This is a genomic window from Wohlfahrtiimonas populi (assembly GCF_002006795.1).
Classification (GTDB): domain Bacteria; phylum Pseudomonadota; class Gammaproteobacteria; order Cardiobacteriales; family Wohlfahrtiimonadaceae; genus Wohlfahrtiimonas; species Wohlfahrtiimonas populi.
Genome location: NZ_MVDN01000009.1, coordinates 39703 through 54932, shown reverse-complemented (window position 1 = coordinate 54932; position 15230 = coordinate 39703). Strand labels below are relative to the sequence as shown.

15 protein-coding genes and 1 tRNA gene are annotated in these 15230 nt (G+C 36.6%); 10 read left to right on the top strand and 6 right to left on the bottom strand.

Annotated features, from left to right (window positions below; all coding sequences use genetic code 11):
* Positions 1 to 12: 12 nt before the first annotated feature.
* From BZK16_RS10355 to BZK16_RS10345, 4 genes are read right to left on the bottom strand one after another with little or no spacing between them, the layout of a single operon-like run.
* Positions 13 to 495, bottom strand: coding sequence for a GDYXXLXY domain-containing protein (locus BZK16_RS10355; RefSeq protein ID WP_077928813.1), 483 nt, complete (start codon positions 493 to 495; stop codon positions 13 to 15).
* Positions 485 to 1252: a DUF4401 domain-containing protein gene (locus tag BZK16_RS10350; RefSeq protein WP_077928812.1), complete on the bottom strand. Its 768-nt coding sequence runs from the start codon at positions 1250 to 1252 to the stop codon at positions 485 to 487. The genes BZK16_RS10355 and BZK16_RS10350 overlap by 11 nt, the downstream gene beginning before the upstream one ends.
* Before the next feature lie 39 nt (positions 1253 to 1291).
* On the bottom strand, positions 1292 to 1441 hold the full coding sequence (locus BZK16_RS14295) for a hypothetical protein (RefSeq protein ID WP_158076847.1): 150 nt from the start codon (positions 1439 to 1441) through the stop codon (positions 1292 to 1294).
* Complete coding sequence (locus tag BZK16_RS10345; protein ID WP_077928811.1) at positions 1434 to 2393, bottom strand: DUF2157 domain-containing protein; 960 nt, start codon at positions 2391 to 2393, stop codon at positions 1434 to 1436. Before BZK16_RS10345 ends, BZK16_RS14295 begins: the two co-directional genes overlap by 8 nt.
* A 233-nt stretch (positions 2394 to 2626) precedes the next feature.
* Between BZK16_RS10345 and nhaC the strand changes: the two genes are divergently transcribed.
* Entirely contained in the window at positions 2627 to 4078 is a 1452-nt protein-coding gene (nhaC, locus tag BZK16_RS10340; RefSeq protein WP_077928810.1) for a Na+/H+ antiporter NhaC, read from the top strand.
* 30 nt (positions 4079 to 4108) lie between these two features.
* Positions 4109 to 4711 carry a glutathione binding-like protein gene (locus tag BZK16_RS10335; protein WP_158076846.1) on the top strand — a complete coding sequence of 201 codons (603 nt, stop codon included), beginning with the start codon at positions 4109 to 4111 and terminating at the stop codon, positions 4709 to 4711.
* Between the two features lie 62 nt (positions 4712 to 4773).
* Here BZK16_RS10335 and BZK16_RS10330 read toward each other — a convergent pair whose 3' ends face one another.
* On the bottom strand, positions 4774 to 5343 hold the full coding sequence (locus BZK16_RS10330; protein WP_077928808.1) for a pilin: 570 nt from the start codon (positions 5341 to 5343) through the stop codon (positions 4774 to 4776).
* A 182-nt stretch (positions 5344 to 5525) separates the two neighbouring features.
* On the opposite strand from BZK16_RS10330, the gene BZK16_RS10325 reads away from it, so the two are divergent.
* From BZK16_RS10325 to BZK16_RS10295, 7 genes are all read left to right on the top strand, one after another.
* Positions 5526 to 6740 carry a pyridoxal phosphate-dependent aminotransferase gene (locus BZK16_RS10325; protein ID WP_077928807.1) on the top strand — a complete coding sequence of 405 codons (1215 nt, stop codon included), beginning with the start codon at positions 5526 to 5528 and terminating at the stop codon, positions 6738 to 6740.
* A gap of 262 nt (positions 6741 to 7002) precedes the next feature.
* Positions 7003 to 8001 (top strand): anthranilate phosphoribosyltransferase, encoded by a 999-nt coding sequence (gene trpD, locus BZK16_RS10320; protein ID WP_198932455.1) that lies wholly within the window; start codon positions 7003 to 7005, stop codon positions 7999 to 8001.
* Positions 8002 to 8005: 4 nt separating this feature from the next.
* Positions 8006 to 9379 (top strand): bifunctional indole-3-glycerol-phosphate synthase TrpC/phosphoribosylanthranilate isomerase TrpF, encoded by a 1374-nt coding sequence (gene trpCF / locus BZK16_RS10315; RefSeq protein WP_077928805.1) that lies wholly within the window; start codon positions 8006 to 8008, stop codon positions 9377 to 9379.
* 62 nt (positions 9380 to 9441) lie between these two features.
* Positions 9442 to 10644, top strand: a complete 1203-nt coding sequence (gene trpB / locus BZK16_RS10310; protein WP_077928804.1) for a tryptophan synthase subunit beta — start codon at positions 9442 to 9444, stop codon at positions 10642 to 10644.
* Positions 10645 to 10646: 2 nt separating this feature from the next.
* Entirely contained in the window at positions 10647 to 11450 is an 804-nt protein-coding gene (gene trpA, locus BZK16_RS10305; RefSeq protein WP_077928803.1) for a tryptophan synthase subunit alpha, read from the top strand.
* A 75-nt stretch (positions 11451 to 11525) separates the two neighbouring features.
* Positions 11526 to 12386, top strand: a complete 861-nt coding sequence (locus BZK16_RS10300; RefSeq protein WP_077928802.1) for a DUF2971 domain-containing protein — start codon at positions 11526 to 11528, stop codon at positions 12384 to 12386.
* A 93-nt stretch (positions 12387 to 12479) separates the two neighbouring features.
* Positions 12480 to 12556 (top strand) — tRNA-Met (locus tag BZK16_RS10295).
* Positions 12557 to 12600: 44 nt separating this feature from the next.
* Here BZK16_RS10295 and BZK16_RS10290 read toward each other — a convergent pair.
* On the bottom strand, positions 12601 to 13488 hold the full coding sequence (locus BZK16_RS10290; protein ID WP_408645573.1) for a DMT family transporter: 888 nt from the start codon (positions 13486 to 13488) through the stop codon (positions 12601 to 12603).
* Between the two features lie 347 nt (positions 13489 to 13835).
* On the opposite strand from BZK16_RS10290, the gene BZK16_RS10285 reads away from it, so the two are divergent.
* Positions 13836 to 15200, top strand: coding sequence for a sodium-dependent transporter (locus BZK16_RS10285; RefSeq protein ID WP_077928801.1), 1365 nt, complete (start codon positions 13836 to 13838; stop codon positions 15198 to 15200).
* Positions 15201 to 15230 lie beyond the last annotated feature (30 nt).

The following is a 15230-nucleotide window of genomic DNA, read 5'->3' as shown; positions in this document are numbered from 1 at the left end:
GCATTATATCAGTCATTCACTCGATTTGCTCTGTGGGTTGATGATGATTAACCCTTCATCTGCCATATCATCTAATAAAAATTGTGAAGGTGAAACATAGCGAAATAGCCCATATTTTGCTTTTTCGTAGGATTGAGCATGACCTTCTTGAAAATAAAAGCGGTCTGGTCTCAATTTATCCTGAATTTTGAATAATCGCTGATTCTCTTTGACAGTTGTGCCTTTATAAGGTTCTGCATCAACGATAATTTTTTGATCATTCAATGTCACGATAAAAGTTTGCATGTTCTCATCTGAGTAATTACGCAAGTTATGCTCAAAATTTAAAGCCATATAATCACCGAGCATAAAAGCACGGGGATCAACAGGTGCTAACTTAAAGTAAATCACTTCACCATCATTTTTAATAGACTCTTTTTGGACAATTTGCACATTCATGAATATGAAAACAACAGCAAATGCTATGAGTAATAAATAGTTTCGTTTAATTTTCATAGCGAGTTTTCCTAAAATAATGGAATACAAAGCGTGTAAGCAATATTACAATTCCTGTAGAAATTAAAATAAGACCTTTGGTGCTCAATGAGCTGTCTAAATTGTAGTAATACATAAATAGCGAATAACCAAATAACACTAAGCCCACAATATGCAATGTGCGTGATTGTAGATAAAAGCCAATAGCGATGACTAAAATACCTGCGATGGTTGAACTCGGTAAAAAGTAAGCGAGGATGAATAAACCCACAATGCCAAGAATATAGAGAATATTTTGCTGTTGGCTCTGATTTTTCCAATGATAAATTAAATGTGGCACAAAGCTTAAGCCCAATAAAATATAGACAATGATTGGCGTGGTTAATGAAAGATCTATGTAACGAATATTAAAAGATTCCCATAATGGCCAAGATAATAAGTGCAAGGATAAAGCGATTAACAGTGTGTAAAAGCGTATCGCATAGTTGGATAATCCTAAGATAACTAGGATCACTAAACTGATGATGAATATGTATTGGAGGTTAATTTCATAAAAATAGAAGGCAATGGCTGCATTAAATAGCGTGAGCGCCACTGTTAATGTCAGAATTCTAATGAAAGGATTTCGGAAAAATAGAGGCATGATTGCAAAATAAATAGCACTGATCAGCAATAAAAATTTCTCTGAAATTGAAAAAACAGATTCATAATTAACTAGCGTTGCTAGCATTAATAAATAAGTTGAAGTGAATAACGATAACTTTAAAATTGTTGTCATAAAGTTATCTTGGCGGACACAATAACCATAGATGGATGATCAAATGGCAAAAACAACCAAGAGAAAAACGGTAGCGCTTTTATTTTGAAACACTTCTACAAATAGATAAGTGGGAAATGCCATGATGAATAGCATTAAAACAATGGCAGAACCCGTTAATAATAAATTTCTTAAATTAAGGCTATTCATGATGATTCACCTTGTTAGCATAGTTAATGAGTCCAATTGCACCTTTATAAGTGGGATAAATGGCAATGATGGCGCATAAAGACATCGTCAATGTGAGAGAAATAGCATCCAAATGGCTCAATGAGAATAAGCGCAGTAATACCATAAATATTGTGTAGATATAGAGCGCAACCATCATGGCTTTTTCATTTAAATGAATGAGTATGAAGATTCCAACAATGGATGAAACCAATGTAATTAACCACGCTGCTGTTGTATTGGATCTGAATAAGAATTCAATGCTGGAACCCAGTAATGTGATCAATGTAATACTAAAGAAGATATAACAAATAGGGCTAGCAATACTTGGTACTTTAAAGCGCTTCGCAAGGATAAGTACAAAAGTGAATAGCGCTGAGATTGCAACAGATGTGAGAGAGCTAAAATAGAAGATTTTATGATGCAAAGGTAGATAGATCATCAACGTACTATAAAAAAGTAACGCAGTAACAATGCTAACGAATTGTTGGCGCAATATAATGGCAAAAGGTAATAAACAAATGCCCCAAACTAATGTGAAGTGATATAGGCTGCTATTGATTTGATAGATTTGTCCAAACACAGCCCAAAATGAACCAATTACTATGGCAAATATACCGCCAGCAATGGATCGATGATGTTCTTTTTTTACGGGTAATATTGCAATAAATGAGGATATTAAGGCAACTTCAGCAATTGCTAATTTATTAAAATCTGTGAGCTGAAACCAATTAAATGCTGTTAGGCAGATAATTCCCGCAGCGATTAAAATCCATCCTAATAGTTGAATATAAATATCAGCGTGATGAAAAGGGCGAGTTTGTACTAAATTGCTTGCCATAGCTTGCTCAAATTTATCATCAGAAAGAACTTTAGTTTGATGCAAAAACCTTAGCATCATTCTAGGTTTTGAGGCTTTTTTAATATCAATCATGGTTAAAACCTATGAGTTTATTGTCATTCAATGGTTGCTAATTTAACACTTAATAAAACAATGATCAATTTAATAAAATTAGCTGGATTTGTTGATAAAAAAAATTAATTATAGTTTTATAACAAATGGGGCTATGATTCGCCGGAATTTGCAATCATGCAAGAGTTCACCCCAATCGCCGATCAGTTTCTGATTACTTTTTTTCCACAATTTTTCTCTGGAAATTTGTACATATGGAAATTATTCCCCCAGCAGGCGAAGAGGGTCGCTTGCCATCCGTTTTTGAATCTTTAATCCCAATCATTTTCATGGTTATCTCTTTGGTAACTGGCATATTCTTTTTTGGGACAAGTCCACATATTCCATTATTGGTCAGTGTTTGTGTTGCCGCATTAGTTGCGATGCGTTTAGGATATTCTTGGCGCAGAATTGAGCGTGGTATGTTGGATGCTGTGCGTTTAGCAATGCAAGCTGTTGTGATATTGATGGTGATTGGTACTATCATTGCCTCATGGATTGCAGGTGGCATTGTGCCGACTTTGATTTACTATGGTTTAAATATTTTAGAGCCTGCTTACTTTTTAGTAGCAGCATGCGCCATTTGTTGCATCATTTCGATAGCAGCAGGCAATGCTTGGACAGCGGCAGGTACAATTGGTATTGCCATTATGGGAATTGGTTATGGTTTAGGTATGCCACCAGAAATGGTTGCAGGTGCTGTGATTTCTGGTGTTTATTTTGGTGATAAAATTTCACCTTTATCAGAAACAACAAATTTAGCACCAGGCATTGTGGGCGTTGATCTATTTGAACATATCCAATATATGCTCTATACAACGATTCCAGCGTTGATTATTTCATTAATTTTATTTGCAATTTTAGGCTATACACAAGCAAGTGCAATGCCAGAAAGTATCACTGTAACCGCTGATTTACAGCGTGATTTGAAAGAAATTTTCTTAATTTCACCTTGGTTATTATTAGTCCCATCTTTCATCATTGTGATGATGATTTTCAAAATTCCAGCTTTTCCTGGGTTAATGATTGGTTCTACATTGGGCGTATTATGTGCGATTTTTATTCAAGGCGCTGATCCATCCATGGTTTTGAACTCATTGTATGATGGTTATAGCATCACAACAGATAATAAAACGTTGAATGAGTTATTGAATAATGGCGGAATCAGCACAGTATTATCAACGGTTTCGTTGGTAATTATTGCGATGTGCTTTGGCGGAATTTTAGAATTCACGAAAATCTTTGAAGTAATCGTAGGACACATTGCACGTAAAGTACAATCTACAAAGAGTTTGATTATTGCGACTGTATTTACAGGGATTACAGGCAATGCAGTGGGTTGTGATCAATATATGTCCATCATCATTCCGGGCAGAATGTACGCGGATGAATATCGTAAGCGTGGAATTAAAGCGAAAGTTTTATCTCGCACATTAGAAGATGCAGGCACAATGACATCACCATTGATTCCTTGGAATACTTGTGGTGCCTTTATGACAGCAACTTTAGGTGTAGCATCATTCAGCTATTTGCCTTACGCATTTTTATGTTTATTAAGCCCAGTGATTGCGATTGTCTATGCATGCACAGGTTGGACAATTGAGCATTATGATGATGGTGAGAAACCTGCTAAAGTTAGACGATTCAGAATACCTAAACGTATTTAGAATTTTCCTTCCAAAGATATGAGGTCTCAAATGTTGAAATTGTATTACGCAAAAGGCACATGTTCTTCCGCTGTTTATATGACGGCAAAATCTTTAGACATTGAGCTTGAATTAGTTCAGGTCAATATCGTTAAAGCTGAATTAGAAGATGGCAGTGATTATAAAAAAATTACAGCAAAAGGTTATGTGCCTGCATTACAACTCGAAAATGGCGAAGTCATTACGGAAGTTGTGGCAATTTGTGCATATTTGGCTTCGTTAAAAGGTGATAATGCAGTGTTTCCATTGTTTGGCAAGGGTATGATTGATCAGTTGGAGTGGTTCAACTATATTGGTACTGAGATCCATAAAAACTATATGCCTTTATTTTTTAAATTATTTGGCATGGAAACAGGTGAAAACTGGGATAGTTTTACTCTTAAACAGTTGAATAAACGCTATGAACTCATTGAGAAGAAATTAGCAAACCAACCATATTTAACGGGTGAAACTGTGACGAGCACAGATTTCTATTTGTTAATGACAACATTGTGGGCAGTGAAAACGGGTTATGACTTGAGTACTTGCCCAAATGTGTTGGCATTCAAAGAGCGCATGATGCAATTGCCAGTGGTTCAGCAAGTTCTTGCATAATTCCATTAGCGTTTAAGTCTAATAATAAGCCATGTAGCAATACATGGCTTATTTATAACCTATTATCTGCAAATTGCAGGGATAATATTTGGGTCAACTTTATTATTACCTTGTTGGGACAATGGTATTGATCCTGATTCAATGGCATTAGGTTCAGGTAACCAAGCTTGTAAGCCACATTTCCATAATATTTGCCCTCCAGGCATAGCATAAGGACGTAAAGGTAGCTCTAATTCAGATTTTCCTACTAGAGATGCTTTTTCATTAAAATATAAATAAATTGTTCCATCCATAATTCCTGCTGCTATAACAGACTGACCATTTAATGGGACCATGGGGATATGTTTGCTTTTCATTCCAGGAATTGGGGAAGACGGTATAATCATTATATCAGACAACTCACCTGTACTTTGATCAAATGCTTTTGGGAATTTGCCATGTTCGGCATGGTATGTAGCGACCCTCTGTTTTAATTCACCTGCAAGAGTAAGGCCTTCTACGATATATGTTCGTCTTGTATAGTCTCTATATTCAGGAAAGGCAATAGCTATTAGTATACCTATAATAGCAACAACAATCATAAGTTCAATTAATGTAAATCCTGATTGTTTTGTATGAAATTTTCTTTTCATTGCTTTTCGTGCCTTTTTGATGATTTAAATTATCGTTTAAGCCTTGTATTTTCAATTATTTTATCATTTAAAGTATAATCATTACAAATCATTTATTAATAAGTATATTGTATCTATTCTACATAGACGCTATATTAAGGTTTTATTGGCTTTAGTACTAAAAATGAAGGCTTGCGTGCGCTATGAAAACAATTGGAAAATCAGATAAATTAAATCATGTTCGTTATGAAATTCGAGGCCCAGTGCTCGATAAAGCGAACCAAATGGAAGAAGATGGCTTAAAAATCATCAAATTAAACATCGGAAATCTTGCACCTTTTGGCTTTATGCCACCAGATGAAATCGTGCAAGATATGATCATGAACATGCCAGAAGCTTCTGGGTATACGGACTCTAAAGGGATCTTCGCCGCACGCAAAGCCATTGTCCATTACGCCCAACAGAAGAATATCAAGAATGTTGATGTGAATGATGTTTACATTGGTAACGGCGCTTCCGAACTCATCACTATGAGCTTGAATGCGTTGTTAAACAATGGAGATGAAGTACTAATTCCAACGCCAGATTACCCATTATGGACAGCCGCAACATCGCTTGCTGGCGGTCGCCCTGTGCATTATATGTGTGATGAAGATAATGATTGGCAGCCAAATGTTGCTGACATTCGTGCTAAAATCACACCGCGCACGAAAGGGATTGTGATCATTAACCCAAATAACCCAACGGGCGCTTTGTATGGTAATCAGATTCTATTAGAAATTTTAGAAATTGCGCGTGAACATGGTTTGGTTGTGTTCTCCGATGAAATCTACGATAAGATTTTATACGATGGTCATACACATACATCGACAGCTGCTTTGGCTGATGATGTTTTATGCTTAACATTCAATGGATTATCTAAAGCTTATCGCGCTTGTGGTTATCGTGCTGGTTGGATGATTGTTTCTGGCCCTAAAAAGCATGCAAAAGATTATATTGCAGGATTAAATGTTCTATCTTCTATGCGTTTATGTTCGAATGCACCGGGGCAATTGGCGATTCAAACAGCGTTGGGTGGTTATCAAAGCATCAATGAATTAATTGCGCCCAATGGTCGCTTAACGAAGCAACGTGATTTGGCTTATGATTTGTTAACGAACATTCCAGGTGTGACTTGTATGAAGCCAAAAGGTGCTTTGTATATGTTCCCGAAAATGGATCCTGAAATGTATCCGTTGTTATCTGACGAAGCTTTTGCACTTGATTTATTGGAATCAAAACGCGTATTAATTGTTCAGGGTTCAGGATTTAACTATCCAACACCTGATCATTTTAGAATCACATTTTTGCCGTATAGCGACGTTTTAACTGATGCTGTGGTTAGAATTGGCGATTACTTGGGTGAAATTAGAAAATAATTTTTCAAATTAATGTTGACGGGTGCTTTTTATTCCGATAGATTAAAAAGCATCAATTTTAAGGAATTTATTCATGACACACATTACATCAGTTTCACGTAATTTTTGGTGGCAAATCTCTCACAAGGCGGGAGATTTAGTCGTGTCATGGCAAAAATAAAAGTCAATACATGAAAAAAGAAACCCGCATATAAGCGGGTTTTTTTTCGCCCGCTGTAGCACCCAAAATTTAAAATTAGCATTGAATACAGCAGAGGCAGATATGAACCAATCATTACTAAAAGTTTACAATGGCGAATACTTATCACAAGATGAAAGCTTTGAAATCTTTTGTAATATCATCGAAGGACAAGTTTCTCCAATCCATTTAGCATCGATGTTAACGAGCATGAAAGTGCGTGGCGAATCCATCGCAGAATTAACAGGTGCAGCATTAGCATCATTGAAACATGCAGAAACTTTCCCGACACCAGATTATATGTTTGCAGACATTGTTGGCACAGGCGGAGATGGTGCAAGCAGCATTAATATCTCTACAGCAAGTTCTTTTGTGGCAGCAGCATGTGGTTACCCAATTGCTAAACATGGTAATCGTAGCGTTTCAAGCTTGAGCGGTTCATCAGATGTATTGACTGAATTGGGCGTTGATATCTATTCAACACCAGAAAAATCACGTGAATTATTAGATAATTTGGGCGTTTGCTTCTTGTTTGCTCAGCAATATCACAAAGGTTTTAAAAACGTAGCGCCCATTCGTGCAGAACTCAAAACTCGCACAATCTTCAATGTATTAGGTCCATTAATTAACCCAGCGCGCCCTCGCATTGCGATTGTTGGCGTTTACCAAGATTCATTGGTTCGCCCAATGGCAGAAGTATTGAAAAACTTGGGTTACTTAAATGCAGCAGTAATTCATACAGCAGGATTGGATGAAGTGTCATTGCATGCAGATGCGCACATTGCAGAACTAGCGAATGGTGACATTGAAGAATACTACTTAACAGCGAAAGATTTTGGTTTGCCAATCATGACGATTGATGACATCCGCGGTGGCACACCAGCAGAGAATAAAATCTTATTGGAAAATATCTTACAAGGCAAAGGCAAGGCAGCCCATGAAAATGTGGTTGCGGCAAACGTTGCATTGTTGATGCGTTTATTTGGTAAGCGCAATGTGAAGCAAAATGTGGAAGAGGTTTTAAGCATGATTCGTACTGCAAAACCTTATGAAGTATTACAACAAATGGTGAGCAGAGGTTAATATCATGGCAACTATCTTAGAAAAAATCGTCGCAGACAAATACATTGAAGTGAGTTTATTGAAGCAGGAGAAACCTTTCTGTAATTTCCAAATGGATATTACGTTGAATGATCGTGATTTCTACTCATCATTAGCATCAGCAAAGCCAGCTTATATTTTGGAATGTAAGCCAAAATCACCTTCAAAAGGCACGATTAACCCAAACTTTAATTTAACAAAAATCGTGACAGCTTATTCACCATTTGCTTCTGCAATTTCAGTGTTAACCGACAATAAATATTTTGGTGGTGAATTTAAAAATTTAAGAATTGCGCATGAATTAACGGATAAACCATTACTGTGCAAAGATTTCATTATTGATGAATACCAAATTTACTATGCGCGTTTACATGGTGCAAGCGCAGTATTATTGATGTTATCAGTATTATCTGACGATAAATATCTCGCACTTCGTGAAGTTGCACATTCATTGAATATGGGTGTGTTAACAGAAACCAGTAATGAAGCTGAATTGGATCGAGCAATTGCATTGGATGCAAAAGTAATCGGCATTAATAACCGTGATTTGCATACTTTAACTGTGAATTTAGAAACCACTAAAAAATTGGCAGTGAAGATTCCTGAAGATCGCATCGTGATTAGTGAATCAGGCATTTCATCTCATAATGATGTGGTGGATTTATCACCGTATGCGGATGGATTCTTGGTGGGCAGTCATTTAGTAGGTTCAGATAATTTAGATTTAGCATTGCGTGAATTGATTTTTGGTACACATAAAGTCTGTGGCTTGAAATCACTAGAAGCAGCAACAGCAGCGTATGAATCAGGTGCTTATTATGGTGGCTTGATCTTTGTAGAAAAATCACCGCGCTATATCTCACCAGAAGATGCGAAAGCATTGATGAATGTGCCATTGAATTTTGTGGGTGTTTTTCAAAATGCGGCGATTGAATTTGTGAGCGCAACCACAAAGGATTTGACTTTAAAAGCAATTCAGTTGCATGGTGATGAAAATTCTGCATATATTACTGAGCTACGTGCAGAGTTACCGCAATCAGTGGAGATTTTTAAAGCCATTGATGCGAGCAAAATGGAAGCACAGCAAGATTATTTAGCGAATGAATTGATTGATTGCATCGTGCTTGATTATGGGCAAGGTGGCACAGGCAAAAGTTTCGATTGGTCAATCATTCAAACATTGCCACAGCGCCGTTATTTATTGGCAGGTGGCGTAGGTGAAGAGAATATTAGTGATGCATTGAATCAAAAAGTGATGGGCGTAGATATGAATTCTGCTTTAGAAGCCACTAAAGGTGAAAAATGCACACAGAAGATACAAAACGTTTTCAAAACCATTCGTGAATACAGAACGGTTTAAGATTAAAAGACATTAATAAGCAAACAGAAATTTAAAGATAGTTTAAATAAGGAAGGAAAATCATGGCAATTTTAGATGCATATTTTGGGGAGTTTGGTGGTCAATATGTTCCGGAGTTATTGATTCCAGCGTTAGATCAATTAGAAAAAGCATTCGTAGAAGCAAAAGAAGATCCAGAGTTCCAAGCAGAGTTTATGGATTTGTTGAAAAACTTTGCAGGTCGACCAACAGCGTTAACTTTGTGTCAAAACCTAACCAAAGGTACAAAATCAAAGTTATATCTAAAGCGTGAAGATCTATTGCATGGCGGTGCGCACAAAACTAACCAAGTATTAGGCCAAGCATTATTGGCAAAGCGCATGGGAAAAACTGAGATCATTGCAGAAACAGGCGCTGGTCAACATGGTGTCGCTACGGCAATCGCATGTGCATTATTAGGTTTGAAATGTCGTATTTATATGGGTGCAAAAGATGTAGAGCGCCAAGAGCCAAATGTGTTCCGTATGAAAATGATGGGGGCAACAGTAATTCCAGTGCATTCAGGTACAGCAACATTGAAAGCAGCATGTACAGAGGCACTCCGTGATTGGGCTGAAAACTATCAAACAACACACTATTTATTAGGTACAGCAGCTGGCCCGCATCCATTCCCAACAATCGTGCGTGAATTCCAAAAGATGATTGGTGAAGAGGCAAAAGCGCAAATCCTATCAAGAGAAGGCCGTTTGCCTGATAAAGTTTTAGCATGTATTGGCGGTGGTTCTAATGCGATTGGTATGTTTGCTGATTTCATTCCTGAAGAAGGCGTTGAATTGATTGGTGTTGAGCCGGGTGGTTATGGCATTGAAACAGGTAAACACGGTGCACCATTAGGACATGGTACAACAGGAATTTTCTTTGGTATGAAATCGCCAATGATGCAGGATCAAGAAGGGCAGATTGAAGAATCCCACTCTGTATCCGCAGGTTTAGATTTCCCATCTGTCGGCCCGCAACATGCGCATTTACAAGCAATTGGCCGTGCACAATATGTTTCTATTACAGATGATGAAGCATTGGCAGCATTTAAAGATTTATGTCGTAATGAAGGAATTATTCCTGCATTGGAATCTTCACATGCTTTAGCGCATGCATTGAAGATCATCCGTGAAAATCCTGAAAAAGAGCAGTTAATTTTGGTGAATTTATCAGGCCGTGGCGATAAAGACATTTTTACAGTGGCGAAAATTTTTGCAGAGCAAGAAGCACAAGGAAAGGGAGAATAATCATGAGTCGTTACGCTAAAAAATTCAGCGAATTGAAAGCTAAAAATGAAGGTGCGTTTATCCCATTTGTGATGATTGGTGATCCTAATCCTGAAGATTCTTTAGAAATCATTGAAACTTTGGTGGAAAATGGTGCAGATGGATTGGAATTGGGTGTGCCTTTTTCTGATCCAATGGCAGATGGTCCAATCATTCAAGATGCAGGTATTCGTGCATTTGATGCAGGCACTAATGTTGCGAAATCTTTTGAGATTATTGCAAAAGTGCGCGCTAAATATCCTGAGATTCCGATTGGCTTATTGATGTATGCAAACTTGGTTTATCGCCCAACGTTAGATGTGTTCTATAAAAAAATGGCAGAAATCGGCGTGGATTCTGTATTGGTTGTTGATGTGCCATTGAGTGAATTTAAACCATTCAAAGAAGCTGCGCGTGCTAATGGCATTGAGTCAATTTTCATCATTCCACCGAATGCGAGTGAAGAAACTGTTCATAAAACAGCAGAAGCCGCAGAAGGTTATATTTATTTAATGTCACGTAGCGGTACAACAGGCTTAAATAAAGCAACGGATGCAGGTTTGCCTAACTTAGTAAAATTGATTCGCTCAGTCACAAATGTGCCAATCGTGCAAGGCTTTGGCATCAGCACGAAAGAACAAGTGAGAGATGCGATCACAATGGGCGTTGATGGCGCAATTTCAGGTTCATACATTGTGTCGTTGATTGCAAAACATCACCACAATATGGATGAGTTGAAAGCAGTTCTAAAAGATACTGTAACGGTGCTGAAATCAGGCACAAAGTAGATTATTGAATATTAAATATAAAGAGCATTCTGTTTTATACTGAATGCTCTTTGTTTTTATAGGTATCAAATTATCATGTTATATAAATATTTTAGTGATGATGCTATTCAGTATTTTGATGATAGTGAATATTTCACTTTAAAATTTACTAAATTAGAAGATTATAATGATCCGTATGAGCAATCTTTAGCTGTTGATCTAGCTAAGGCTAACTTTAATAATGTAGATTATTTAATAGGTTTATATCAGAAAGAAATTTATAAATGTAAAGGATATTTAGCAACATTCTTTTCGAATCGTCCAGATATAACACCAATGTGGGCTCATTATGGTAATGAACAACGTGGTTTTGTCATTGCTATCAATGAAAAGATGTTGGTTGAGTATTTAAAAGATCGAGGATTAGAGAAAATAAGTGATTTTAAGATTGATAATGTTGACTATAGAGATGGCATTGACTCTGAATTTCAGAAGGACTTTGAGCATCATAATGAAAGAGGTAAAGGTTATTGGTATAGAGCTGTAAATGAATATCTTTTAAAAGCTTTTTACTTTTTTAAACAAGATTGTTGGAAGTATGAAGAAGAACGTAGGCTGATTATTAAAGATAATCATAAAATTTTATTCTGTAAGGATAATAATATGCTTTTAAGGCTTCCAAAATCATGTATTGATTATATTATTTTCGGTTCTAAAACTAATGATATTGTGAAAGAAAAATTACAAGTTGTATTTAATCAGCCAATGTATGAATTTAGAATTAGCCGAAGTAATGTTGAGTCATATTTTATTGATTCAGAAATCTATACTTATTGTGATATTAGCAAAGATTTAGTGATAAGAGTGCCTAATTGTAGCGAATGTGGTGAGCCTATAGAAGATAGTTATATGAATAAAGGCATGTGTTTTTGGTGTTATGCTAGGAATATGGATTAATAAGTATTCGTTAAAACCAGACTCTTGCCAGTATGAGTACTATTTACGCAGTAATTTATTTGAAACTGTGTATAATGCATCACTCAATACAGACGCGGGATGGAGCAGTCTGGTAGCTCGTCGGGCTCATAACCCGAAGGTCGTTGGTTCAAATCCGGCTCCCGCAACCAAATATTAAAGCCCTCATGGTTTCATGAGGGCTTTTTTGATTCTGTTAGATTTGTTTCTTTTTTGGCATCAACGTTAAAGCCATACCACCAAAAATCAAAATAATACCGATCCATTGCTCAATAGATGGCGCAAAGCCTGTAATGAAGATATCCATCAAAATAGCAACTAATGGATCTAAGAAAACTAGAATCGCAATCAATTGTGTGGATAAATGGCGAATAGAATCAAAGAATAGATAGAACACAATGCCTGTATGCACAAAACCTGTGATCAAAATATAAAACCAGTTCATGCCTGTTAAATTATCAAAGGCAGAGAAGTTCACGAAAGGGATTAATAACAATGCACCAAAAGCCACTTGAATGGTTGTAATTGCATAAGAGCTTGCGTATTTAAAGCCTTTGCCTGTCAATGTTAAGAGCGCATAAAATAGGGCAGAGAGTAAACCAAAGATCAAACCTTGTGAGAAGAACTCACCCACAGAAGATGTACGATTGATCTCTGCAATGGCTAAGGTTCCGATAAAGCATGCCAAAATCGCAACCATAGGAATGAGCGTGAGTTTCTCTTTATATATGAACGCGCCCAAAATCATGACAATCACAGGTGCTAAGTGATAAATGGAAATGGCAACAGTTACGCCAGATTCTTCAATGGCTTTGAAGAAGTAAATCCAGTTGAGGATTAAGAAAATACCACAGATTAAAATTCGAAAGACTTCTTTTTTATTCCAATTTTCACTGCGCAATCGACCTGAAGCCCACCAAAAAAAGCCAAGGAAGATAGATGCACATACGCAACGAATGAACACAAGTTCCAAAGCCGGTACGCCGCTTCGCTCTGAGAAGAATCCCACAGAGCCAAACAGAATCATGGCGATGGACATTTTAATGACAGAGGGGCGATTATTGAGTGTGTTTTCTGTGGCGATCATAAGTGAGGTTTTCTTTGAGATATAAATGAGCATGAAAGATTCATATTAATGATTTTTTATAAAAAGGCTAGAGTAATAAAACGGCTAAAACAGTGTTTAAAATAATATCTCATGTCTATTTTTGAATTATAAAAAGTATAGGAAAAAAAACTTTTTTGTAAATTGTAGTGGATATGTAAAAACAAATCATTGATTAATTATATTTATATCAATATGTTATTTTCTTAATAAGAATTCTTCTTGTGATTATTCTGAGGCAAATCAAAAAAAAGCTATTTTTATTTTTATTTTGTAGTACTCTTACTGCCTTGTGAAAATATTAAAGCAAATTTTTTGGAGGATTCATGTCGTCGAACAGAGAAAGCTGGAGTAATCAGCTGCTATACATCTCGACTGTTGCAGGTGCAACCATTGGTTTTGGTGCAACTTGGCGTTTCCCTTATCAAGTTGGTTCAAATGGTGGTGGTGCCTATCTTTTAGTCTTCATTCTAGCGATGATCATTTTGGGTGTGCCAATGTTGATGGCAGAACATGTGATCGGTCGTCGTTTACATACAAATACGATTGATGCTTTTGGTCGCGGCAAATTACCTAATCCTATTTCTAAATGGTGGAAAGGCATTGGCGTTTTAGCAATCATTGGTGCATTTGGTATCTTGGCTTACTATATGGTTTTAGGTGGCTGGGTATTTGGCTACATTGCTGATATTTTGATGGGTTCAATTGATCTATCTAAGCCATTAGCAAATGAGACAATTGAAGAGTTCTTTAAAGGTTCAATCACTAACTCTTGGAAGATTTCTTTCTATACTTTCTTGTTTGTGGCGATCAACTACTACATTTTGACTAAAGGAATTATCCAAGGTATTGAGAAGCTAATCTCTCGCATCATGCCTTTATTCTTGGTGATCTTAATTGTGATGGTGATTTACGCATTACAGTTGAATAACGCAATGGAAGGTGTGAAATTCTATTTGATTCCAGACTTTAGCAAAATCAATGCGAATATTTTCTTACAAGCTTTAGGTCAAGTATTCTTTGCATTGAGCTTAGGTTTCGGTGTAATGATCACATTATCTTCTTACTTAAATAAGAAAGAAAACATGGTGAGAATCAGCTTAATCACAGGCGTGATTAATACAATCATTCCTTTAATGTTAGGTTTCGTAATTTTCCCAGCATTGTTCTCAGTGGGAATGGAGCCTTCAGCAGGTCCAACATTAGTATTCCAAGCATTGCCAGTTGTATTCTCTAGCATGCCATTTGGTACAGCGTTTGGTATCGCATTCTTTGTATTATTGATGCTTGCAGCTTTAACAACATCTATCACAATCTATGAAGTAATCATCACAACATTGGTTGAGAAAACGCCTGTAAGTCGTAAGTTCGCAACATTCATTACATTGGCTGTGATCTTCTTATTGGGTAACTTACCAAGCGTATTGTCTGATGGTCCTTGGAGCAATGTTCGTATCTTTGGTATGTCGATCTTTGATGCATTCGACTTCATCAGTGCTAACGTATTCTTCATCTTAACAAGCTTCTTGTCATGTATCTTCATCGGTTTTGTATTGAAAAGAGCAGCAATGTTAGAAGAGATCACAAACGATGGCACAGTGAACAACAAATTAGCCGTTCCTTTATTTTATTACATCAAGTTCTTTATTCCATTGTTGATCGCAGTGATCGCAGTGATGAACTTCGTATAATAATGTAACGATCTAATAGGCTCCGATTAT